Annotated in this window: 23 protein-coding genes and 1 other RNA gene; 15 read left to right on the top strand and 9 right to left on the bottom strand. The window is 47.0% G+C overall.

Going from position 1 to position 21506, the window contains the following annotated elements:
• Positions 1–13 precede the first annotated feature (13 nt).
• A complete protein-coding gene (locus AB4Z29_RS06765) occupies positions 14–211 on the top strand; it encodes a cold shock domain-containing protein (RefSeq protein ID WP_053376915.1) in 198 nt (65 codons plus the stop codon).
• A gap of 165 nt (positions 212–376) precedes the next feature.
• A complete protein-coding gene (locus AB4Z29_RS06760; RefSeq protein ID WP_441942289.1) occupies positions 377–1096 on the top strand; it encodes a YebC/PmpR family DNA-binding transcriptional regulator in 720 nt (239 codons plus the stop codon).
• A gap of 84 nt (positions 1097–1180) precedes the next feature.
• Here the strand turns inward: AB4Z29_RS06760 and AB4Z29_RS06755 are convergent, their stop codons facing one another.
• A complete protein-coding gene (locus AB4Z29_RS06755) occupies positions 1181–2368 on the bottom strand; it encodes an MFS transporter (RefSeq protein ID WP_441942288.1) in 1188 nt (395 codons plus the stop codon).
• Positions 2369–2500: 132 nt separating this feature from the next.
• On the opposite strand from AB4Z29_RS06755, the gene AB4Z29_RS06750 reads away from it, so the two are divergent.
• From AB4Z29_RS06750 to pfkA, 3 genes are read left to right on the top strand one after another with little or no spacing between them, the layout of a single operon-like run.
• A complete protein-coding gene (locus AB4Z29_RS06750) occupies positions 2501–2818 on the top strand; it encodes a hypothetical protein (protein WP_441942287.1) in 318 nt (105 codons plus the stop codon).
• A 25-nt stretch (positions 2819–2843) separates the two neighbouring features.
• Entirely contained in the window at positions 2844–3926 is a 1083-nt protein-coding gene (locus tag AB4Z29_RS06745) for a tetraprenyl-beta-curcumene synthase family protein (protein WP_441942286.1), read from the top strand.
• 30 nt (positions 3927–3956) lie between these two features.
• The gene (gene pfkA, locus AB4Z29_RS06740) at positions 3957–4925 is read left to right on the top strand and encodes a 6-phosphofructokinase (RefSeq protein WP_441942285.1); all 969 of its coding nucleotides are present in this window, start codon (positions 3957–3959) and stop codon (positions 4923–4925) included.
• 78 nt (positions 4926–5003) lie between these two features.
• Here the strand turns inward: pfkA and AB4Z29_RS06735 are convergent, their stop codons facing one another.
• The 3 genes from AB4Z29_RS06735 to AB4Z29_RS06725 form a co-directional block, all read right to left on the bottom strand.
• On the bottom strand, positions 5004–6200 hold the full coding sequence (locus tag AB4Z29_RS06735) for a putative glycoside hydrolase (protein WP_441942284.1): 1197 nt from the start codon (positions 6198–6200) through the stop codon (positions 5004–5006).
• Positions 6201–6407: 207 nt separating this feature from the next.
• Positions 6408–6596, bottom strand: coding sequence for a hypothetical protein (locus AB4Z29_RS06730; RefSeq protein WP_183559958.1), 189 nt, complete (start codon positions 6594–6596; stop codon positions 6408–6410).
• 145 nt (positions 6597–6741) lie between these two features.
• Complete coding sequence (locus AB4Z29_RS06725) at positions 6742–7539, bottom strand: YitT family protein (protein ID WP_441942416.1); 798 nt, start codon at positions 7537–7539, stop codon at positions 6742–6744.
• A 196-nt stretch (positions 7540–7735) separates the two neighbouring features.
• On the opposite strand from AB4Z29_RS06725, the gene AB4Z29_RS06720 reads away from it, so the two are divergent.
• From AB4Z29_RS06720 to AB4Z29_RS06705, 4 genes are all read left to right on the top strand, one after another.
• Entirely contained in the window at positions 7736–9343 is a 1608-nt protein-coding gene (locus AB4Z29_RS06720) for a DEAD/DEAH box helicase (protein WP_441942283.1), read from the top strand.
• Between the two features lie 387 nt (positions 9344–9730).
• Positions 9731–10507, top strand: a complete 777-nt coding sequence (locus AB4Z29_RS06715) for a YesL family protein (RefSeq protein ID WP_183559954.1) — start codon at positions 9731–9733, stop codon at positions 10505–10507.
• 47 nt (positions 10508–10554) lie between these two features.
• Positions 10555–10737, top strand: a non-coding RNA gene (gene ssrS / locus AB4Z29_RS06710) — 6S RNA.
• Positions 10738–10846: 109 nt separating this feature from the next.
• Positions 10847–11239: a DUF1499 domain-containing protein gene (locus AB4Z29_RS06705; RefSeq protein WP_376769655.1), complete on the top strand. Its 393-nt coding sequence runs from the start codon at positions 10847–10849 to the stop codon at positions 11237–11239.
• A gap of 76 nt (positions 11240–11315) precedes the next feature.
• On the opposite strand, the gene tpx is transcribed toward AB4Z29_RS06705, so the two are convergent.
• Complete coding sequence (gene tpx, locus AB4Z29_RS06700; RefSeq protein WP_441942282.1) at positions 11316–11834, bottom strand: thiol peroxidase; 519 nt, start codon at positions 11832–11834, stop codon at positions 11316–11318.
• Positions 11835–11933: 99 nt separating this feature from the next.
• On the opposite strand from tpx, the gene AB4Z29_RS06695 reads away from it, so the two are divergent.
• Positions 11934–12581: a rhomboid family intramembrane serine protease gene (locus AB4Z29_RS06695; protein WP_441942281.1), complete on the top strand. Its 648-nt coding sequence runs from the start codon at positions 11934–11936 to the stop codon at positions 12579–12581.
• Between the two features lie 34 nt (positions 12582–12615).
• Positions 12616–13512 (top strand): LysR family transcriptional regulator, encoded by an 897-nt coding sequence (locus AB4Z29_RS06690; protein ID WP_441942280.1) that lies wholly within the window; start codon positions 12616–12618, stop codon positions 13510–13512.
• 78 nt (positions 13513–13590) lie between these two features.
• Here AB4Z29_RS06690 and AB4Z29_RS06685 read toward each other — a convergent pair whose 3' ends face one another.
• On the bottom strand, positions 13591–14271 hold the full coding sequence (locus tag AB4Z29_RS06685; RefSeq protein ID WP_441942279.1) for a zinc metallopeptidase: 681 nt from the start codon (positions 14269–14271) through the stop codon (positions 13591–13593).
• Positions 14272–14307: 36 nt separating this feature from the next.
• On the bottom strand, positions 14308–14733 hold the full coding sequence (locus tag AB4Z29_RS06680) for a MerR family transcriptional regulator (protein ID WP_183559944.1): 426 nt from the start codon (positions 14731–14733) through the stop codon (positions 14308–14310).
• Between the two features lie 506 nt (positions 14734–15239).
• Here AB4Z29_RS06680 and AB4Z29_RS06675 point away from each other — a divergent pair.
• Genes AB4Z29_RS06675 through AB4Z29_RS06665 form a run of 3 tightly spaced genes read left to right on the top strand, consistent with a single transcriptional unit; the run spans position 15240 to position 18459 of the window.
• A complete protein-coding gene (locus tag AB4Z29_RS06675) occupies positions 15240–16604 on the top strand; it encodes an ammonium transporter (protein WP_183559942.1) in 1365 nt (454 codons plus the stop codon).
• Between the two features lie 40 nt (positions 16605–16644).
• On the top strand, positions 16645–17712 hold the full coding sequence (locus AB4Z29_RS06670) for a DUF294 nucleotidyltransferase-like domain-containing protein (RefSeq protein WP_441942278.1): 1068 nt from the start codon (positions 16645–16647) through the stop codon (positions 17710–17712).
• A gap of 12 nt (positions 17713–17724) precedes the next feature.
• A complete protein-coding gene (locus tag AB4Z29_RS06665) occupies positions 17725–18459 on the top strand; it encodes a 3'-5' exonuclease (RefSeq protein WP_441942277.1) in 735 nt (244 codons plus the stop codon).
• Here the strand turns inward: AB4Z29_RS06665 and AB4Z29_RS06660 are convergent.
• A complete protein-coding gene (locus tag AB4Z29_RS06660; RefSeq protein WP_441942276.1) occupies positions 18445–18891 on the bottom strand; it encodes a Mov34/MPN/PAD-1 family protein in 447 nt (148 codons plus the stop codon). The two genes, AB4Z29_RS06665 and AB4Z29_RS06660, sit on opposite strands and share 15 nt — an antisense overlap.
• A gap of 249 nt (positions 18892–19140) precedes the next feature.
• Between AB4Z29_RS06660 and AB4Z29_RS06655 the strand changes: the two genes are divergently transcribed.
• Entirely contained in the window at positions 19141–19680 is a 540-nt protein-coding gene (locus AB4Z29_RS06655; RefSeq protein WP_441942275.1) for a TlpA family protein disulfide reductase, read from the top strand.
• 134 nt (positions 19681–19814) lie between these two features.
• Here AB4Z29_RS06655 and cimA read toward each other — a convergent pair whose 3' ends face one another.
• Entirely contained in the window at positions 19815–21431 is a 1617-nt protein-coding gene (gene cimA / locus AB4Z29_RS06650; protein ID WP_441942274.1) for a citramalate synthase, read from the bottom strand.
• Positions 21432–21506 lie beyond the last annotated feature (75 nt).

Below are 21506 nucleotides of genomic sequence, written 5' to 3'. Positions count from 1 at the left end.
GGAGGTTGTTTAATTGAAAGGAACAGTTAAATGGTTTAATGCGGAGAAAGGCTACGGCTTTATCCAAACTGAGGGCGGAGAAGATGTATTCGTGCATTTCTCAGCCATTCAGAGCGATGGTTTCAAATCTTTGGATGAAGGGCAAGCGGTCGAATTCGACATTACTGAGGGTAACCGCGGTGCGCAAGCGGCCAACGTCACGAAACTATAGGATCAATGTGCGAATAAACGAAGAACAGGAGCTCTCTGGCTAACAGAGGGCTCTTTCTTATTTGCAGCGCCGTTCCAAACGGCTTGTTTGCGGTGCTTTCATTGACCAAGGGCTGCTTACGATGATAAACTGTAGCTTGGAAACTTTGTCAGGGGAGCGAGCATAATGAAATTTAAATTGTTCAAGGACCGTAAAGGTAAGGCCGACCAGGCTAAAAATAACAAGTTCGTCAAGCTCGGACGTGAAATATACGTTCAGGCGCGGAGGGGCGGACCAAATCCGGACGCAAACTTCGGACTGAAAACCGCAATCACGAATGCGCGCGCAGAGCAAATGCCAAATGACAATATCGAGCGCGCGATTAAAAAAGCTGCAGGCGCCGGCGATGGCGTCGAATATGACGATATTATGTATGAAGGCTACGGGCCAGGCGGCGTTGCCATTATGGTGAAATGCTTGACTGACAATCGGAATCGCACAGCAGCCGATGTTCGCTCGGCATTCAACAAACGCGGAGGCAATATGGGCGAGAGCGGCTGCGTAGCTTATATGTTCGACCATAAAGGACTGCTTGTCGTCGACCGTGAAGCGCATGATACGGACGAGGATTCGATGATGATGATCGCTTTGGACGCAGGGGCGGAGGATGTTGTCGTGAATGAAGACAGCTTTGAGATTCTAACGCATCCACATGAGTTCGAGCAAGTGAAGAATGCGCTCGAGAAGGATGGTTTTACCTTCGTGAACGCAGGTGTTCGGTGGCTGCCGCAGAACATGATCAAGGTAGAAGGCGAGAATGCGGACAAGCTGCAGAAGATGATGGACGCTTTCGAAGATAATGATGATGTGCAGGACGTTTACACGAATTTTGAATTCGCGGAATAAAGGATTGTCGCATTCATTAGAAAAGGCTGCCAAGCACGTTGGTCATTCAACGTGCTTGGCAGCTTTTTTGCATGGTTCACTCAATTATCGTTCGGAGCGGCTGAAGTAATAGCGGGCCAGGAAAGCGGCAGCCGCAACAATGGCGAAGCCGGCACCCATCTTGAAAAACGTTTCCCGACCAAAATGCTCATAGATATAACCGCCGAACATGCCGCTAATGACGCCGGCAAGGCCCGTCCATACGACGGCATAGACCGCTTGGCCGGATGCGCGGTACTCATCGGGTATAAGTCTCGAAAGATAGCGGAGAGCGGTCGAGAAATAGATGCCGAACGAAATGCTGTGCATGGCCTGAGTAGCGATGACCCAGCGCGGATCTTGAATATCGCTGAGCAGCCATAAACGTACCGCATACATGATAGACGCGATCATGAGAAGCGGAAGCTCCTTGAACTTATGACCGTATTTGCCGAGCAGAAATAGAATAGGAATTTCGCTCAAGGCAGATACGAGCCAAGCTAGCCCAACGAGTGAATCGCTTGCCCCCAAATGCCGCATCGTGACGGCGAGAAAGCCTTCGTACATGCGATGGGGAATCGATATGGTCAGAATAATGAGAAAGAACAGCAGCATATCGCGTTGACGAAGCAGCTTGAAAAAACCGGAAAAATCAATTTTTCGCGCGCTTCCCTGGTAATCTCTAATTCTGGTTGTGAGGGCCAGCGTGATTGCAATCGTGCAAAGGGCGAGCGGAAGCGTCCATGCTGAGCCGATTTCTTTCAGAATAAGTCCGAAAGTATAAGCGGTTACGGCAAAGCCGAGTGAGCCGAATATTCGCACCAAGGCGTAGGGGGTTCCCGTATACTGGCTGGATAGCAGCAATAAGCTGTCGCTCAATGGATTAATCGGCGTCTGGAAAAAGTAAAATCCCATCATAACCAAACAAACTAGCGCAAAATTTTCAATGGGAAACAAAAGTGAAATCATGACAAGCTGTCCGAACAACAGCAGCATAAGCAGCTTCTTTATAGTCCTGTATTTGTCGCTCGCCATACCGAGAATGATATTGGCGAATATGGAAATGAACGGGCCCGTCGAGTAAATAATGCCGATCTGCTGCTCTGAGAATCCCCTATCCAAGAAGTACAATGGGATAAAGGATACGACCATAGCTGCCGTGGAATAAGCGGAAAAGCTGTAAAGCCGTAATGAAAAAGTTTCTTTGCGTGCCGTAGAGGAGCGCTCTGTGCCAGCTAACTCAGTTGTGTCCATGTAATAAAGCTCACTCCGTCCCTGTCATAAACATATGGTTATCAGTATAGCATGGATTAGTATTCCGACCAATGTGATTTGAAGCTGGATTATTATGTGCTGAGATGATACATTTAGAGGTGGAGGTTCACAATGAGCGCTTTTCGTTTTGAATGGAATGAACGGCTTCGGATCCGTATTCCCGTGCTGGAGATGGAATGGGAGCAGTATGAAGTGAATGAGCAGCGAGTGATCATTTCGCAATGGGAGCTAATTCGGGGAACGATACCTGACAGGGTGATGGAGTTCGAACATCACATCAATCGTAAGCAGATTGAGCTCTTCAATGAAGAGAGCTTTGAGCGGTCCTGTATACTAAACTATGAAATTGCCGATTATGCAAGTAGGATTAACGATCTTCACATTTGGTATCGTATCGACCAGCAATTGGAATCGCGCCGGCATTCATGAATGTGATTTAGAGAAGAGGTGCATCATGAGATTGAGAACATTATCTGGAAATCGGGTGCCCCAGAGTCCTCTGAAGCTCATGCACCGCGTGTACAAGTATGTGCTTCCCGAGGTAGATATCGAGCTTACGAAGCTCCGCGAGCTCGCTGATCGAATACCGGATCAAGAGCTGCGCACACAGGCGATAAGCAGTATGGACAGCAAGAAATTCCATTGCCAGGGCGGCGGCGTTTATGCAGCCGCGAACTTGGAGCACAGGCATGTGCTTATTCCTTTGATCGTCGCACTCCAAACCATTAGCGACTACTTAGACAATTTATGCGATCGAAGCACTTCGCTGGATCCAGACGATTTTCGACTGCTGCATCAATCCATGCTCGATGCTGTCAATCCGGAAGCTATGCTTCAGGATTATTACGCGTTGCGCAGCGAAAACGACGATGCAGGCTACCTGCATCATTTGGTTCGGCTATGCCAAGCCCAGATCAATAGACTGCCCTCTTACAGCAGTGTCCAAAAGCATATAACCGAGCTGGTATCCCTGTACGTTGATTTGCAGGTGTACAAGCATATTCACAAGGATTTGCGGGAAGAGCATTTGCTTGCTTGGTGGGAGCTGCATCGTGAGCATTATCCCGACTTGCAATGGAACGAATTTGCTGCGGCAACAGGCTCTACGCTAGGCATGTTCATGCTGTTTCTAGCGGCGAGTGAGGAGCGATTATCCGAACAGGATGCATCTACTATCCGCAATATTTATTTCCCGCATGTTTGCGGGCTTCATATATTGCTTGATTACTTAATTGATCAAGAAGAGGACCTTGCAGGCGGAGACCTTAATTTTTGCAATTACTACGCGAATGAAAGTCTGCTTGTTGAGCGCATCGGCACTATTGTGAACCGCGCGCGTGAGGATGTGAAGCAGCTACCTGCTCCCCGTTTTCATCGTTTGATTATAGAAGGGCTTCTCGCCTTATATTTGTCAGACCCGAAGGTTCGCCATCAGGCGGATGTCAAAGATGTATCGAAGAAGCTAATGAAGAATAGTCCGCTAACGCGATTGTTTTTCCTAATGAACAGCATCTGGATTCGGAAGCAACAGGCTTAACTATAAATTAACAATGTGGAGGTATGAACCATGTCTGCAGTCAAATCAATCGCAGTACTGACAAGCGGAGGAGATTCGCAAGGAATGAACGCAGCCGTACGGGCTGTCGTAAGGAGCGCTTTGTTCCATGGGTTAGATGTATACGGTGTGCAACGCGGTTACCAAGGACTTATTAACGATGATTTGCGCCAAATGGATTTGCGCAGCGTCGGCGACATCATTCAGCGCGGAGGAACGATTCTGCAAACGGCAAGATGCAAGGAGTTTATGACAGCTGAAGGCCAGCAGCGCGGAGCGGAGGTTCTTCGCGCTAGAGGAATCGACGGCTTGGTTGTTATCGGCGGAGACGGCTCCTATCAAGGAGCGAACAAGCTAAGCAAGCTGGGTATCAAAACGATGGGTATTCCGGGCACGATCGACAACGATATTCCGTTTACCGATATTACGATTGGTTTCGATACTGCGGTAAGCATTGTCGTAGACGCGATTAACAAAATTCGTGATACGATGTCCTCGCACGAGCGTTCTTCTATCGTTGAGGTTATGGGTCGACACTGCGGCGATATTGCGCTTCATGCCGGACTTGCCAGCGGTGCAGAGACGATTCTAGTGCCAGAGGTACCGTTTGAGCTTACTGAAGTAGCAGAACGCATGAAGAACAATTTCGCTAAAGGCAAACGCCATAGTATCATCGTTGTAGCAGAAGGTGCAGGAAAAGGCGAGGAAGTCGCGCATCAGATTACGGCTAACAGCGGTATCGAGCCGCGCGTAACCGTACTTGGACACATCCAGCGCGGGGGGACACCGACCGCCATTGATCGTATATTGGCGAGCAAGCTAGGCGACTTTGCGGTAAGGCAGCTAATGGCTGGCGATTCAGGCAAGGCCTGTGGTATTATTCGCGGCGAGCTGGTAACGACAGATATCGATACAGTCGTAAATACGAAGAAGCCGTTCGACATGAGCATGTATGAGCTTGCACTGCGTTTATCCCAATAGATTTCTAAGATGCAAAAAAGTCCACCGTGCCGTTATGGCTGAGGTGGACTTTTTTATAGGTGAATAAGTCAGAGCCGATTACTTATAATCGACTTGAGGCGTATATTTGTTTCCTGCATTCCAGAGCAGGTATTCGTTAATGTTAGTATCCTTGAGCGCTTTAATCTGGGCTTCGACCTCAGCTTTGCCATATTTCATGTAATGGCCGTTGCCTAACCAGCTTGCTGTGAAGTCTTGAATCCAAGGGCGGATAATCGGTTTCAGATCTTTTGTCGGATCTAGTTTTTTGTGTGTATCCGTCATTGCTCCTTTAATCGTCTCATAAGGACTGCGATCAGGATCCTTTTGCTTGAACCATCCGGTACTGTAATGGCTTGGATAGACCATAGGCGAAATGACATGAACGTCGTTGGATATTTTCACAAAGTCTTGACCGATTCCTTCAGCGACAGGTACCGATGCAGCATAACCGAAAATATCTACCGAAACACGTACACCAAGAGGCTCAAGCTGCTCGCGCGCATATTTAACAAATCCGGCTACCGCGTCAACACGGCTTAGCTCAGATTTGGTATAGTTCAGCGACGATTCTTTATTCTCGAAGCCTTCGGGGAACCTCACGTAATCGAATTGAATTTCTTTGAATCCAAGTTTGGCTGCTTCTTTAGCTACCGCGATGTTATATTCCCATACTTCCTTGCGGTTCGGATTAACGAAGCTTTCTCCGCGGCCGTTTTTCCATATCGTTCCGTCCTGGTGAAGGAAGGAGAGCTCGGGCTGTTTGCGGGCTAACACCGTGTCTTTAAAGACGACGATTCTTGCAATTGGATAAATGTTATGTTTCTTCAGCGTCTGCATTAATTCATTAATATCTCGAATGTATTTCTTAGAGGCGCCAACCTCCTGAAGCTCCGGCGTCGCAGTAGGATATGTAATGTACCCGTTGTCATCTTTAATATCGATAACCATGCTGTTTAGCTCCGTATCGTCAAGCAGTTTAAGCAGTGTCTCCATACGTGCTCCGCCTGCGCTATGAGCCGTCACATATATGCCTTTGATAGGCGGCGTTTCCGGCTGAGGATCTTTTTTGACCGTGTTCTCATTTGCGGATCCAGCCGGGTTATCTCCCGTACCTGTTTGATTTGGTTGTATGATCGTGTGACCAGCCGCGGAATTTAAGTAGGCAATCGCAAGCTGCTTGGCTGCGGCGCTATGCTCTCCGCTTCCAGTGAGCAAGCTGTACAGCAGCAGCAAGTTTGAAATGATGATGTCCATTTTGCTCTCTCCCCGTTAGCTATTCTGTATAAATTATAAAGCAGATAATGGGCCTCGGTCATTAACTTTTTGAACGCTTATGAAATATTATGCCGTTTCAGTGGTCTTAAGCTCTGATTTTACTGCTTTTTTTCACCATGAAAATAAACAAAAAGCCAGTCGAGGTTGTCTCGACTGGCGCATACATAATCCGTGTGTCCCGCATTGTCATTGTAACAAAGCTTCTCTCTGCTGATTACAAATACTGTGCTGCACAATTTCCATTGCGTCTGCGGGCTCAAGTAAGGAGAGTCCGTCACGCAGCACAATGCTGATGTCCAATTCGCGTTTCGTAAGAAAAGGACTAAGCTCTGGGGCAAGCTTCTCTACAATTTGAGACAATTTGACCGTTTCCATATCCACCTGAGCCTCACCCTTTCATATCGAATGTTTAGGGGAAATCATATGGCAAGAAACCAAAGCTACGGGATACAAACATTATATCAGGATCATTTTCAAAAACATAGGGATATAGTGGAAAATCCATACTTGCGTATATGATTCAGTCATTTGGCTTGGAAAAGTCGCCGATGACTCCAACTGTCTCCACGATGTTAATGAAAGCACGCGGGTCGATCGTCGTAATGGTTTTGCTAAGCTCAGCTAATTCATACTTCGTTCTGACAGTCATCAGCATATCTCGATCAACCGAGGAGTAAGCTCCGCGCGTCTTTATTACCGTGATGCCGCGAGGGTGCGAGAGCAGCTTCGCAAGCAGCTCTTCGGTCTTTGTCGTTACGATAAAGGCTGTTAATTTAATATGCCTAACATGGATCAGATCTACTACCTTGCCGGCAGAAAAAATCGAAACAAGCGAATATAACGCTAAATCCCAATTCTTTGTAAAGATGACCAATATCGCAATAACCGTCCCGTTCAGAATAAAAATGATCATGCCGACTGGCAAGTCACGTTTGCGGGTCACAATCGAAGCGATGATGTCGAAGCCACCCGAGGATCCCCCATACCGCAAGGCAAGCCCGCTGCCGAAGCCGATGATGACGCCGCCAAACACGGCTCCGAGCACGATATCATCGACGATTCTCAGAACGGGAACGAGTTGCAGGAAAAGGGTAGAGGCTCCAACGGTAAAGACGCTCCACATAACAAAGCGTCGGCCAACGGCGAACCAGCCCCATAGGAGCACAGGCAAATTGAGGATAAAATAAAGCCAGCCGATGTTCCCCCCGGTTAAATAACCGATCATCATGGAAATACCGGAAATGCCGCCGCTCAGAAGTTGGTGAGGAATGAGGAAAAGATTGAAACCTAGCGCGATAAAGAAGGCGCCAAGTGTCATAATCGGTATCGTGATGAGGTAACGCAGGGAGTGCGGATTCACTACAATCGCTCCAATGCAACCGACATATTGTTTTGAACATATTGCCATCATTAGTATGCCTTTCTTTGCTTTACTGGTATTCATGATTGATTGTGTGCTATAATGATTTGGATATTCTTAAGTAGGCTGCAGATAAAAGGAGTTTGAGAAAAGTTTGAAAACATTTGCTGAATTTGGCTTGGAACCGAAAGTGTTGCAAGCAATTACCGAACTTGGATTCGAGGAATCTACCCCGATTCAAGACAAAGCGATCCCTATTGCTATGGCAGGGCAAGATCTAATTGGCCAAGCACAAACGGGTACAGGAAAGACAGCGGCATTCGGAATTCCGCTCATTAACAAAATTCCGACAAGCGAGGAACGCATTGTCGCATTAATAATGACGCCAACCCGTGAACTCGCTATTCAAGTGGCAGACGAGATCGGGAAGTTGACTCGATACAAAGGCCTTCGCTCGTTGCCGATTTACGGTGGTCAAGAAATTGGTCGTCAAATCCGTGCATTGAAGAAAAAGCCACAAATCATTATCGGTACACCTGGTCGTTTGCTTGACCATATCAACCGTAAGACGATTCGTCTTGAAGACGTTCAAACGGTTATTTTGGATGAAGCAGATGAAATGCTTGACATGGGATTCATGGAAGATATCCAATCAATCCTGAAACAAGTGCCAGACGAGCGTCACACGATGTTGTTCTCAGCAACAATGCCGACTAACATTCAGAAGCTTGCACAGCAATTTCTGAAAAACCCGGAGCATGTTTCGGTTATTCCGAAACAAATTACTGCTCCACTTATCGAGCAATCGTATATCGAAGTGCATGAACGTCAAAAGTTCGAAGCGCTTAGCCGTTTGCTTGATATGGAATCCCCTGAGCTTGCGATCATCTTCGGCCGTACAAAACGCCGGGTTGACGAGCTAAGCGAAGCGCTTCAAAAACGCGGCTACACAGCTGACGGTTTGCACGGCGATTTGTCGCAGAACCAACGCGATAGCGTTATGCGTAAATTCCGTGACGGCAGCATCGACGTACTAGTAGCAACTGACGTTGCTGCGCGCGGCCTTGATGTATCCGGTGTTACTCATGTTATCAACTTTGACCTTCCGCAAGATCCGGAGAGCTACGTTCACCGTATCGGCCGTACAGGACGCGCAGGCAAAGAGGGTACTGCTTGGTCATTCGTTACACCTCGTGAAACGGATCACCTTCATTTCATCGAGAAAGTGACGCGCCAGAAGATGAACCGCAAGCCGCTTCCAAGCATTGCAGAAGCGATTGAAGGCAAACAACGCGTAACTGCCGAGCGTCTTCTTGAAGTCGTTCAGAACGATGAGTTCTCGGAATACAAAGCGATTTCGATTCAATTGCTTGAGCAATATGATTCCGTTCATTTGCTTTCGGCAGCAATCAAATTGCTGACAGGCGAGAAGAAGAATGTAGAAATCGAATTGACACCGGAAGATCCGCTTCGCGCCAAAAAACGCAAGCCGGATATCCGTTCCAATGGACGTCCATTCAACCGCAGCGGTTCGTCGTCATATGGCGGCAATCGCAGCAGCAGCACTGGCGGAAGCGGCGGCGGTGGATACCGTGGACGCGATGACAGACGCAGCAGCGGAAGCAGCACGGGCGGAAGTTCGCGTGGCGGTTATGAATCGCGCGGCGGAAGCAGCGGCGGATATGCTGGTAAACGACCAAGTGAAGGTCGCCCAGAGAACCGTCGCCCGAAAAGTTCTTCTGACGGTTACGTGAACAACTAATTTGGCGTCAGTCGTCACCTTTATTTTTGAAAAAACCGAGGTTGTCCGTGATCCCTAACGGGCATCCGTTCGACCTCGGTTTTTTATTATTTTTGGACAAGCCGTGGCCTTCGCTGCTCATCTGGCGACCTCCGTATCGGCTTCATATCAGGATATATAAGCAATGATCCTGCGCGGTTAGGTTTGTGCCGTTTTGACGTTAGCCTAGAGTACCCGGAAACGGGCGGTTTTGTTCATATATAAGCATTTAAATGTTTTCACATCTAAATCTGCTTATATATATCCGCGAAATGACTGCTTTTGCCACAGAGGTCGGCGACAGCTGTTTACGCTTGCCAGTGTATGGTAGTCTGTAGGAGTAATTTTACTTTTCTGGAGGCAGATCCGATGGAACCAAGAGGGCTAATGGGTGGATTTTACCGAATATCCGAATGGATAATGAGGTTATCGGTTATTAATGTGTTGTGGCTTGCCTGCTCCATACCATTCGTGTTCTTTGCATGGGGATTGGTTTTGTCGCAGGATGTCAATCAAGTGTATTCTGCTCTTATTGCCATGGCGGTTGTTGCTCCCTTTACTTTGTTTCCGGCTACGGCAGCGATGTTCGCTGTTGCACGCAAGTGGGTTATGGGCGAAACTGACGTAGGGCTCTTCAAAACGTTTTTCCGCGGATACAAAGAGAACTATAAACAAAGTATGCTTGGCGGTATCATTTACACGATATTGCTCGCAATAATGATTGTTGACTTTATCGTTTATCGTGAACAATTAAATTTGCTGTCATACATCTTTATCGCGTTTTTAGTCCTTTTAGTCGTATCCCTGTTTAACTTTTTCTCGATGCTTGTCCACTATCACATGAAAACGTTTCAATTACTGAAGAACGCTGTGCTAATCACTATCGGCAAACCATTCCGTTCGTTGTCAACCGCGATTATGAGCGGTGCGGTTATGTACTTCAGTACGAGATTTACGTTTCTCATTCCGTTTTTTATGGGCAGTATAATCGCTTACCTGGCATTCTGGAATTTCCATTTGATTTATCAGAAGCTTCAGGATCAAGCAGAGAAAGCAAGGCTTGCAGAGGAAGAAGAAGCGGAGAAAGCTGCTGAGCTAGACCGGATTGACCTGGTAAAGGACGATTCAAACGGCGCCAATAAATAACAGCAGCAAGAAGTTTACTTTTTCGTTTGATAAGTCTATAATAGCAATACCTCCTGCGATGCTCGTTACGGCTTTACGCTGTTTTGAACCAATGGCTGTTTCACGGGAGACCAATATCGAAGCGTAGCTGACATGCCCCCGAAAGGGGATCTCAAAAGCGGTTCTGCGGTCACCCACCTGCGTAAGCGGGTTCAGAAACATGTGAGTCGGACGGCATAGGCGGGTTCCATCTTCAAATTAAGAGCATTCGCTGGTTAAATCCGGTGATAGCTCTTTTTTCATTGGACAAATCATGGTATCATATAGAGTAATGTACATAGATGCCGGAGGGGGAGATCGTTGTTGTTGAAGCGGACCTTGATCGGGCTGCTGCGCAGTCATGAACAGACTGGAGACAGAGCCAAGGATCCAATGCTCAAATCTCATTTCTACAAGCTTTCGAAGGACAAGGCTTGGGATGAAGTGATTTCGACTCTTAAGAAGATGCAAGGCTATAAGGTGCTGCACGAAGTGCAATCCGTTGGGGAAATTGTGCTCGAGAAGCGCACGGCATTCGGAAGGACGATGGACATTACGGTTTCCGTCATTAGCGTGAATCCGCTGCAATCTGCTGTCGATATTTATTCAGCATCCCGTGGCTCGTTAGGGGATCTTGGTTCTAATTACAGAGTTATTCTGGATTTGTATCGGACACTTGATAAGAAGCTAGCCGCGTTTAAAGTGAATAGTTAATTAATAAACAAAGCGAGGAAGGGTAGCCTTCACTCGCTTTGTTTGCAATCATTAGGATGAAGCCTTTGAATGGTTCCTACAGAAGCGCTTTAACCGCATCAATTGCTTGCTCGTAATTCGGATGCTCCGTCATTTCAGGCAAATATTCAACATATTGTATCGTATCGTTAGCATCAATAACGAAGATTGAGCGCTGGTCAAGACCAAGCTCTTTGATGTATACGCCATAAGCTTCGCCGAAGCTATGAGCTTTGTAGTCGGATAGCAATACGACCTTATCGATTCCAGCAGCGCCGCACCAGCGTGCTTGTGCGAAAGGAAGATCTACGCTTACGGTCAAGACGACTACATTATCGCCAAGCGAACCGGCAGCTTCATTGAAACGACGTGTTTGTGCATCGCAAACGCCAGTATCAATGGAAGGCACGACACTGATCAGCTTCACTTTGCCCGAGTAGTCGTTAAGGGATACGTTCTCGACAAGCGATTTGTTTAGATTGAAATCAGGAGCTTTATCGCCCGCTTTAAGTTCTGGTCCTACTAATGTGATCGGATTGCCCTTGAAAGTAGCAGCTCCATTGCGTTCTTGTGTCATTGAAGTATTTCCTCCTCTATAATTATGGTCAATACTTGATTCATTATAATCGTTTTGAAACGACCTTGTCCAATTGTTGGATAGAAAAGGGATGATCCGATGATCTTCTTACGGTATGAGAGCTTTCGCTCGTATTTGAAGCTATATCCCGTTACTTCAACGCTTATAGCGTTAAATATTGTCTATTTTATCGTTGTTGCTTTGAATGGCAATCCGAATGCAGCTTATCATGCATATCGTTTCGGAGCGTTCGCGACGGATGTCTCATTTGATCCGTTTGGTCTGCAGGAGCCTTGGCGATACGTAACATCGATGTTTATGCATTCAGGCATAGAGCATCTGCTTTTCAACATGTTTGCCTTGCTTGTGTTTGCGCCGCCGCTTGAGCATCTGTTGAAGCATGTCAGATATCTCATTTTCTATTTGCTTTGCGGCATAGGAGGCAATGCGATGAGCGCTCTAGTCAATGTGCTGGAGAATGATCTCGAAGGACATATAGGCGTAGGAGCCTCTGGAGCTATTTACGGCGTTTATGGAGCGTTTCTATATATATCGCTGTTCCGTAAATCACAGCTTGACGAGAGCTCGCGCAAAACGGTATACACCATTCTCATATTCGGAGTGATTTACTCATTCCTTGTCCCAAGTATTGATTTGTGGGCACATGTTGGAGGTGCGCTTGCGGGCTTCCTGCTTTATAATGTGTTTGACCGCGTAAAGACACGAAAGAATTATCGATACTCATGAAAACTACGTATGTACGGGAGAGAAACTAACCGGTATGGAACTTCGTCAGCTTCACTATTTCGTAAAGGTAGCAAAAAAAGAGCATGTAACGCAGGCGGCTGAAGAGCTGCATGTTGCTCAGTCGGCCGTAAGCCGTCAAATTCATCAGCTGGAAGAAGAGCTGGGTGTCAAATTATTCGTTCAAAAAGGAAGAAATCTGCAGCTCACGCCAGTCGGACAGCTTTTTCTTAAGCGGGCCGAGGTTATTCTGGCGGATTTGGAGCGTGCGGTTATTGAAATACATGAATTTTTAGATCCGGAAAAAGGCGAAATCAGACTCGGATTTCCGCATAGCTTAGGCATTTCATTAATTCCGCAGGTTGTGGCGTCCTTCCGCAAGCTCCATCCTAATGTGAAGTTCAGATTCAAGCAGGGGATGTATCCGTCGCTCATACGCGATATGATTAAAGGTGAAATTGATCTGGCATTTATCTCTCCATTTCCGAACGAGCATGAGTTCGTTTGCGGTGAAGTGCTGCTGACGGAGGAGCTGTATGCAATTCTGCCGCCAGGGCATCGGCTGTCGAGCGAGCAGTCCATTGCGTTAAAGGAGCTTGAGCATGAGACGTTCGTGCTGTTTAGCGAAGGGTACTCACTTAGGCCGATCGTGTGGGATGCGTGTCAGGAGGCGGGATTCACGCCAAAAATTGGTTTTGAAGGCGAAGAGACGGATACGATTCGAGGTTTGGTAGCAGCAGGGATGGGAGTTAGTCTTTTGCCGGAGATGGCTCTGCACTACACAGGACCACTGCAGGCAACTAAGGTTCGCGTGACTGATCCTCAGGTAACCCGAACAATTGGTCTAATTCGCCGCTCTAATGAGAAGCTGCCGCTTGTCGCTAAGGTTTTTCATGGCTTTCTGCTTCGTTATTTCAATAACACGAAAGAATAAATGGATATAGGATGAAAAAAGAGCTTCTCCGCCCGTCATTGCTGACTGGGGAGAAGCTCTTCTTTGTATAGCGAAACGTTATTCCTGGCGACTGCCGCCTACAAAAATCAAAATGTACCTTACGAGCTCTAAAAGGGAGAGTAAGGCAGCTGCTACATAGGTTAAAGCTGCAGCATTCAGCACTTTGGCGACGCCGCGCTCCTCGTCGTTCGTGATGAAGCCCTCGGCAACCATTATGTCCCGGGCTCGATTGCTTGCGTTAAACTCTACAGGCAGGGTAATCACTTGGAAAGCAACTGCTACGGAGAAGAAAATAATTCCAAGTCCGATTAAGTTCAAAGCCGAAAACAGTATTCCTGCAATAAAGAGAAAAGGCGCGACGCCTGAAGCGAAATTCACGACCGGGAAAATGCGATGCCTTAGTACGAGCATGGGGTAATGCTCAGCATGCTGAATGGCATGGCCTACTTCATGGCAAGCGACGGAAATGGCAGATATTGAATTTTCGTAATATACAGGCTCCGAGAGGCGAACTACCCGGTGAATGGGATCGTAATGATCGGTAAGCGTTCCGCGCACGGGCTCGATCGGAACATCGTGCAATCCGTTTGAATCGAGCATTCGCCTTGCTGCTTGATATCCTGTTAATCCGCTGTTTGCTTGGACTGATGTCCATTTCTTAAATGTTCCTTTAACCCGAAATTGAGCCCAAATCGTTAATACAAAAGCGAGTATGATAAGAATGTAGATGAAAGTCATTGAGTCATTCCTCCGTTTCAAGGATGAGATCTGACGTTACATGAGGGAGCTTTTATTAATAATAAGCATGAGTGCTTCGATGCATGCTGCCGTTTGTGGCATGAGACGCGTATAAAGGTGGTTTGCCTGCCTTGGTTTAAGTTTCTTAAGCACGGGCTCCAATTCCTTCACTTCACGTTCCAGCTGGCTTATATGATGCTGTAGATCAGTTAGCTTCTGCGACACTTGCTCTTCCGGTGTGATTTTGCTCCAGCCCTCGATTGCAGCCTTGATCTCATCTAATGTATATTTGTCCTTTTTCATCTGTTCAATACGTGCCAAACGAACTAAGGTTTCGTCAGAATAGAGGCGATAGTTCTTGGCTGAACGCTCCGCAGGCTCGATAAGCCCGATTGAAGTGTAATAATCGATGGTTCGCGGACTGATTTGGGCAAGCTTCGAGAGCTCTCCAATACGATACATGTTAATTCCTCCATTCGCTGAAAATGTATAAAAATAATTATCTTCTATTATAGTAACTTTCGCTAACGACAACTTCTGGCATAAACGCTATTCTTATACCTCTAATGATAATAGGAAAGTAACCATACAGTCAAACGTGTTACATCATTATTCCATTTGGTTAATTTGAAGCGTACAGGCAAGCTCATCAAGTGCTGTTTCTACTATATAACGTTTTAGCATGCGTTATGAATCAGCAAGAATCTATATTAATGAAAGCAGCGGGAACGCGCATATAGGAAACGATGCCTAGAAAATGTCAAAATGCGAAGAATAAGCAGGCTTGATGGGTGATTTCAAGAGCAATTTGTTCAAAAACTTAACGTTCGTGTTAGATTTTATCCCGAACGTTTGATTTTTTTTATAAATTTAGTGAAAATGTATTGTCAAATTGAGTACTACTGACTATAATGACATTAAGTCTTTCCTCTCATGTAAGGAAACATAACACTTAGGGAGTGGTCGTAATGATTAAGAAAACGATGTTAGCTTTAGGGATCTTCACTTTATTGTTTCCAGTAATGGCGTTCGCAGAGGATCCTTCCGCAGCAACGTTGAACATGGGTCTGAACTCGCTTTGGGTTATGCTCGCATTCATACTCGTTCTACTTATGCAAGGCGGATTCATTCTTCTAGAGACAGGTTCTACCCGAATGAAAAATGCTGGTCACGTTGCTGGCAAAACTATCTTCACTACTGGTCTTGCAGCACTTATTTATTGGGCTTTCGGTTACGGTATGGCTTTTGGCGGAGACAGCTCAGTTAGCGCATTGTTCGGCTGGGGAGATTTCTTCTTTAACCCTTCAGTGGCAGCAGGAGAAGGCGACAGCCTTCCATCAACCGTATTCTTCTTATTCCAATTAGCATTTGCTGCAGTTTCACTGTCCATTGCTTGGGGCGGTTTCGCTGAGAGAGCAAAGCTTTCCTCTTACATTGTGTTTACCGTATTCTTTATAGCAATCATTTATCCGGTTGTTGCTCACTGGATCTGGGGCGGCGGCTGGCTTGCAGAAGACGGAGCACAAGATTTCGCGGGCTCCACAGTTGTTCACTTAACAGGTGCGCTTGCTGCCTTTGCGGCAACGGTATTACTTAAACCGCGTATCGGCAAATTCAATAAAGACGGTTCTGCTAACGAAATTTTGGGACATAACCAAGTGTTTACTGCACTTTCCGTATTGCTTCTATGGGTTGGTTGGTTTGGATTCAATGCAGGCAGCACAGTAGCTATCGGCGATGGGTTCTTCGGATATGTAGCTTTCAACACGATGCTTGGAGCAGGCGCAGGCGGCGTGGCAGCACTTCTTATTTCATGGGCAGTAACAGGCAAAGCGGATATTACGACAATGCTAAACGGTACGCTTGCCGGTCTAGTAGCAATCACGGCTTCTTGTGCTTTCGTTGATCCATGGGCAGCGGTTGTTATCGGTCTTGTAGCTGGGGTGCTCGTATTCTACAGCGTGAAGTTTTTCGAGAAAATCAAAGTTGACGATCCGATCTACGCTTTGTCCGTTCATGGTGCGGCTGGGGTGTGGGGTACGCTTGCTAACGGTATCTTCGCAACACAAGCGCTTGCTGATAAAGTTGGCGTTGGTACAGGTGGTTTGATCGATACAGGAAGCTGGAAACAGCTTTGGGTACAATTCGAATCCGTAGTAGTAGTTGGCGCATTCGTGCTTGCTGCTTCATTCCTAGTGCTTGGCGTAATGAAACTGATCATGGGCTTCCGTGTAACGGAAGAGCAAGAAATTATCGGTCTTGACCTTAGTGAGCATGGCGCTTATGGTTATCCTGAGCAAATGAAAAAATCAGGTCAAAACATTCAAGGATAATGATAACCATGATGGACTGACCGAAGGGAGAGGGCGTCGCATGAATGATCCAGTGCGATTGCAGCTGCTCAAGCAGATCGGATCAGCCGATCATATTGAAGGGCTGCGAAACCTGCGGGATCAGATACACGAGCATATGGAAGCTCTTCTCCCTACGCGTCCGGTCGAACAATTTAATGAACAATTAAATGAGGTGCACGATGCGGTAATCCAACGCTCGGTCATCCTCGCAGAAGCGGAAATGGCACGGTTGGGGAAGGGTTCTCCCCCCGTGCCTTACGCATATCTACTGTTCGGCAGCGGCGGTCGGAAAGAGCAAACCTTGTCAAGCGATCAAGACAGCGGTGTTGTCTACGTTGATCCAGTAGCTGATTCAGCAAATGTTAAAATGTATTTTAAAGAGCTGTGTGAAATCGCCGTTCAGAATCTTGAACGGACAGGATATCCGCCTTGTGAGGGGAATGTTCTGAGCAGCAATTCTGAATGGTGCTTGTCGCTGTCGGAGTGGGGAGCCAAGCTTGACCAGTGGTTTGATGAGCCTGCTTGGGAAGCGGTTCGGTATTTGCTGATTATCGCGGACGGCCGCTGTGTCTATGGCGACAATAGGCTGCTAGACGAGCTAAAGGATTTGTTTTTCAGCGATATGCTGAATCATCCTATCATCTTGCAGCGAATGCTGGATAATACACTGCGCCATAAAGTGCTTCTTGGTTTCTTTGGACAGCTGCTAAAGGAGCAGTATGGCAAAGATGCAGGGAGTTTGGACATTAAGTACGGCGCCTATATTCCGATGGTTAACTCGATTAGGCTGTTATCTATTCAGGTAGGCATTCGCGAGACTTCCACAATTGAGAGAATCAAAATGCTAGTAAAAGCTGGAAGAATGTCAGAGAATGATGCTGCTATATACGAGCAGGCCTTTCGTATTTTACTGCGACTTCGCTTAATGACAACGGAACAACATTCAGATGGCTTATATGCCAATAATGGCAAGCTGTCCAGTCGGAAGCTGACGAAGGAAATGACGGATGAGTTAAAGAGCAGTCTGCGTCTAGGCAAGAAACTGCAAAGAGCGGTTTTTAAGCAAACAATGGGCAGGCTTACGTAAGGCGGTGGAGAAATGAAAGAACAAAAAGGCGTCGGTCGTATGTGGAACCTATACAAAATGGGAGGATTTACGCCTGCCATCGCTTCTATGCTAGGCTCGCAAAATGCGCAGCAAATGGCGTTTATTCGAAATGTCAATAAAGAGCAGCGCAAGCAGTCCATGTTCGACATGCCGCTGAAAGAGCTTGAGGTCGTTGTATTTGATTTGGAGACTACGGGCTTCTACCCGAACAATGGGGATGAGATTATTTCATTCGGTGCCGTATTGCTGCGTGGAGGCGAGGTTGACGAGAGTGAAACGTTCTATAGCCTTGTCAATCCAAAACGTAAAATTCCGAAAGCAATCATTGAATTGACTGGCATTACGAATGAAATGGTACAGGATGCTCCAGACTTAATGCAAGTGCTGCATGACTTCATGGAATTTGTCGGAAGAAGATTGCTTATCGCCCATGCTTCCGGACATGATAAGCAGTTTTTAAACGCTGCACTTTGGAGAACCTCCAAGGTGAACTTGAACCATAGGGTTCTGGATACGATGATGGTGGCCAAGTGGCTGGAGCCGAACCTTGACGGTTACAGTCTGGATGACTTGTTAGACAGCTGCTGTATTCCGATCACGGAACGGCATCACGCGCTACAGGATTCGATTATGACGGCAAAGCTTTGGCAAAATTATTTGGCACGGATTCTCGAGCGGAATATTACGACGCTTGGAGATTTGTATGCTTATTTAAGCAAGCACTAGCTCGAGCGGAATAAACTGTCCGTCTATGCGGCGGTATGGCTTAATCTCAGGCTTTTCGCTGTTTCGCAAAGATACAATCCAATAAGAAAGCTCAGACGCAGGCAGGAAGCCCTCAGAGTCGCTAGAAGACGGGATGGGATCGGTACGCGGATGGGAATGGAACAAGCCGACAAGCGATTGTCGGTTTTTTTGCATGCTGTAATAAGCTGCCGTCCATTCGGATGGATCAAAGGTGAAGGAGTGCGTTGGATCAATATGTATATTGGTTATTGGGATGACGGTGTCGACAATGACCTTGTCGCCTGCTGCTCCTTCGGCGATGCTGCTGGCTAGAATACCGCAAGCCTCGCGAGGCTTAGCATCCAAACAGATGCTCACGAGATTCTCGTAAGCTAATTGTGTAATGAATTCTTGGGCATAGGGTGTATTCATATCGATGCCTCCTTCTTTTTTATATAGATGTGATTAGTATAGCGAATTCAGATGAAATGCGCGAATCAGGCAGGAGCCTGCGTATGAACGATTGCGAATTAACCGATAATAGTGCGAGAAAGAATCCTGCAACCCGTGAAAAATTGACGTTTTAGTGGCTAATCGGCTACGGTCCTTGAGCTTCCATAACGTGCGTGTTACGATGAAGCCATAAGTGAGTATGAAATTGCGAGAGAAGGAAGGTACAACATGAAACGCGTCATTACGCTTTTTACCATTGCGCTGCTGTTTGCTGGATTAGCTGTGTTTCAATATAGAACGGATGATAAGGAATCGGTTACGCTTGCGGCTCCTTCCTCGGATTTCAAACCAAAAGCGGGGTTCGAGGCAACCGCGTTTAAGCTGCCGGCGTTGGATGAACAATCTTATGAGGTTGGCGGTAAGCAAGGCAAGCTTACGTTCGTTAACTTCTGGGCTTCTTGGTGCGGCCCTTGCGAGCTGGAGGCTCCAGATCTGCAGCGATTGCATGAGGAATATGGAGATGCTATGCAGCTGTATGGCGTCAATGCGACGAAATACGATAAAGAGCGGGCTGCAAGAGATTTCGTGAATGAGCATGAGTTTACGTTTCCGATTCTGATGGACCGTGTAGGGGATGTAACGAAGGAGTATAAGGTAGACACGTTTCCAACGACGTTTCTAATTGACGGAGACGGAGTCATAAGGGAACGCATTAACGGCGTTATCCCTTATGAAGAATGGCAGCGGCTGATTGAGAAGTGGATGTAAGGAATAAAGGCGTCTCCGATGATCGAGAAGATCTGCTGGAGACGCCTTTTATTTCGTTTATGCATAATGGTAAGCATAAGCGGCAACAAAGTAAAAAGGCAGTTCCGAAGTCGAATTCGGGACTGCCTTTTGCATTAATGATTAACGAGCCCAATCCGATCAAGCGGATCAACATGCGCGTTGTCGATTTTGACCATATTGAGAAGGGCATATCGGATGCTGTCGACGAGCGCCTCCCAGCTGGCTTCAATCACGTTATTGGAAACACCGACCGTGCTCCACGTATTATCAAGTCCAGTGGACTCGATAAGCACACGTACTTTAGCTGCTGTGGCGTCCTTCTCGTCGATTACACGCACTTTGTAATCGGAGAGGTGGATACTCTCAATCTTAGGATAAAACTGCACCAACGCCTTCCGGAGAGCGTTATCGAGCGCATTTACCGGTCCGTTGCCTTCAGCTGCGGTATAAACCTGCTGGCCTCCGACATTGATCTTGACGATCGCCTCAGAAATCATCTGCCCGTTTGTTTTCTCTACAAGCATTTTGAAGGATTCTACCTTGAATACCTCTTTAACCTCGCCGCCGAATGCCTCGCGCAGCAGCAATTCAAGTGAAGCGTCCGCACCTTCGAATTGATAGCCCTGATGCTCAAGCTCCTTGATCTGGTCCATAATCTGTTTAGTCTTCTCATTATTAGCATTCACGTCTAGGCCTAGCTCTTGGGCTTTGGAAATAATATTGCTTTGTCCCGCAAGCTCAGACACAAGAATGCGCTGCTTGTTGCCGACGAGCTCGGGCTGGATATGCTCGTAAGTTTTGGAATCCTTCATAATCGCAGATACGTGTATGCCGCCTTTATGCGCGAATGCTGCATTGCCAACATAAGCTTGACCCACGGGCATATGGACATTTGCAATTTCGCTAACATAACGAGCCGTGCTCGTTAGCGTCCGGAGCTGGTCGTCTGACAGCACATCGTATTTCATCTTGATCTGCAAATTCGGGATAATCGAGCAAAGATTCGCGTTGCCGCAGCGTTCGCCGTATCCGTTAATCGTACCCTGTACTTGACGTGCGCCTGCTTGAACAGCGGCCAGTGAATTAGCGACTGCGAGCTCGCAGTCGTTATGCGTATGGATGCCGATTGGCGTCACAAGTTCTTGCTTGACGCGGGAAACGATCTCATGGATTTCACTTGGAAGCGTGCCGCCATTCGTATCGCAAAGGACGAGCCAATTCGCGCCAGCTTCCTGTGCTTTCTTCAGTACCGCAATCGCGTACTCGGGATTGTTCTTATAGCCGTCGAAGAAATGCTCGGAGTCGAATAAAGCTTCCATGCCGTTCTGCTTCAGAAAAGCTACCGAATCGTAGATCATCGATAGGTTCTCCTCCAATGTTGTTTGCAGTGCGGTATGTACGTGGAAATCCCAGGATTTACCTACCAAGGTTGCGGCAGGAACGCCGGATTCGGCGATGCGAACCAGACTCGCGTCATGCTCAGCCAGACTGTTCTTTCGGCGGGTGCTGCCGAATGCGGTAATTTTGGCATTCAGGTTGAATGCTTTGATCCGTTGGAAAAACTCAATGTCTTTGCTGTTGCTTCCTGGGTTGCCGCCTTCAATATAATGAACGCCGAGCGCGTCGAGCTTCTGGGCGATTTTTAATTTGTCATCCGCTGACAGGCTAATCCCTTCACCTTGTGTACCGTCACGCAGCGTCGTATCAAATATGGAAATGTTTGTTGTCATTAACGGGACGCCTCCTTCATTAATAGCCTTTTCAAATCATAATTTACTATTATAACACTTGTCCGAACGAAAGTA

The sequence above is a fragment of the Paenibacillus sp. 2TAB23 genome (genome assembly GCF_052115165.1).
Classification (GTDB): domain Bacteria; phylum Bacillota; class Bacilli; order Paenibacillales; family Paenibacillaceae; genus Pristimantibacillus.
This window is presented reverse-complemented; position numbering and strand designations above follow the sequence as displayed.

What these genes read in the sequence shown, in the direction of transcription:
- AB4Z29_RS06760 (WP_441942289.1), top strand. Translation starts at nt 377, where the DNA reads ATGAAATTTAAATTGTTCAAGGACCGTAAAGGTAAGGCCGACCAGGCT.
- AB4Z29_RS06755 (WP_441942288.1), bottom strand. Translation starts at nt 2,368, where the DNA reads ATGGACACAACTGAGTTAGCTGGCACAGAGCGCTCCTCTACGGCACGC.
- AB4Z29_RS06750 (WP_441942287.1), top strand. Translation starts at nt 2,501, where the DNA reads ATGAGCGCTTTTCGTTTTGAATGGAATGAACGGCTTCGGATCCGTATT.
- AB4Z29_RS06745 (WP_441942286.1), top strand. Translation starts at nt 2,844, where the DNA reads ATGAGATTGAGAACATTATCTGGAAATCGGGTGCCCCAGAGTCCTCTG.
- pfkA (WP_441942285.1), top strand. Translation starts at nt 3,957, where the DNA reads ATGTCTGCAGTCAAATCAATCGCAGTACTGACAAGCGGAGGAGATTCG.
- AB4Z29_RS06735 (WP_441942284.1), bottom strand. Translation starts at nt 6,200, where the DNA reads ATGGACATCATCATTTCAAACTTGCTGCTGCTGTACAGCTTGCTCACT.
- AB4Z29_RS06730 (WP_183559958.1), bottom strand. Translation starts at nt 6,596, where the DNA reads ATGGAAACGGTCAAATTGTCTCAAATTGTAGAGAAGCTTGCCCCAGAG.
- AB4Z29_RS06725 (WP_441942416.1), bottom strand. Translation starts at nt 7,539, where the DNA reads ATGACACTTGGCGCCTTCTTTATCGCGCTAGGTTTCAATCTTTTCCTC.
- AB4Z29_RS06715 (WP_183559954.1), top strand. Translation starts at nt 9,731, where the DNA reads ATGGAACCAAGAGGGCTAATGGGTGGATTTTACCGAATATCCGAATGG.
- tpx (WP_441942282.1), bottom strand. Translation starts at nt 11,834, where the DNA reads ATGACACAAGAACGCAATGGAGCTGCTACTTTCAAGGGCAATCCGATC.
- AB4Z29_RS06695 (WP_441942281.1), top strand. Translation starts at nt 11,934, where the DNA reads ATGATCTTCTTACGGTATGAGAGCTTTCGCTCGTATTTGAAGCTATAT.
- AB4Z29_RS06690 (WP_441942280.1), top strand. Translation starts at nt 12,616, where the DNA reads ATGGAACTTCGTCAGCTTCACTATTTCGTAAAGGTAGCAAAAAAAGAG.
- AB4Z29_RS06685 (WP_441942279.1), bottom strand. Translation starts at nt 14,271, where the DNA reads ATGACTTTCATCTACATTCTTATCATACTCGCTTTTGTATTAACGATT.
- AB4Z29_RS06680 (WP_183559944.1), bottom strand. Translation starts at nt 14,733, where the DNA reads ATGTATCGTATTGGAGAGCTCTCGAAGCTTGCCCAAATCAGTCCGCGA.
- AB4Z29_RS06675 (WP_183559942.1), top strand. Translation starts at nt 15,240, where the DNA reads ATGATTAAGAAAACGATGTTAGCTTTAGGGATCTTCACTTTATTGTTT.
- AB4Z29_RS06670 (WP_441942278.1), top strand. Translation starts at nt 16,645, where the DNA reads ATGAATGATCCAGTGCGATTGCAGCTGCTCAAGCAGATCGGATCAGCC.
- AB4Z29_RS06665 (WP_441942277.1), top strand. Translation starts at nt 17,725, where the DNA reads ATGAAAGAACAAAAAGGCGTCGGTCGTATGTGGAACCTATACAAAATG.
- AB4Z29_RS06660 (WP_441942276.1), bottom strand. Translation starts at nt 18,891, where the DNA reads ATGAATACACCCTATGCCCAAGAATTCATTACACAATTAGCTTACGAG.
- AB4Z29_RS06655 (WP_441942275.1), top strand. Translation starts at nt 19,141, where the DNA reads ATGAAACGCGTCATTACGCTTTTTACCATTGCGCTGCTGTTTGCTGGA.
- cimA (WP_441942274.1), bottom strand. Translation starts at nt 21,431, where the DNA reads ATGACAACAAACATTTCCATATTTGATACGACGCTGCGTGACGGTACA.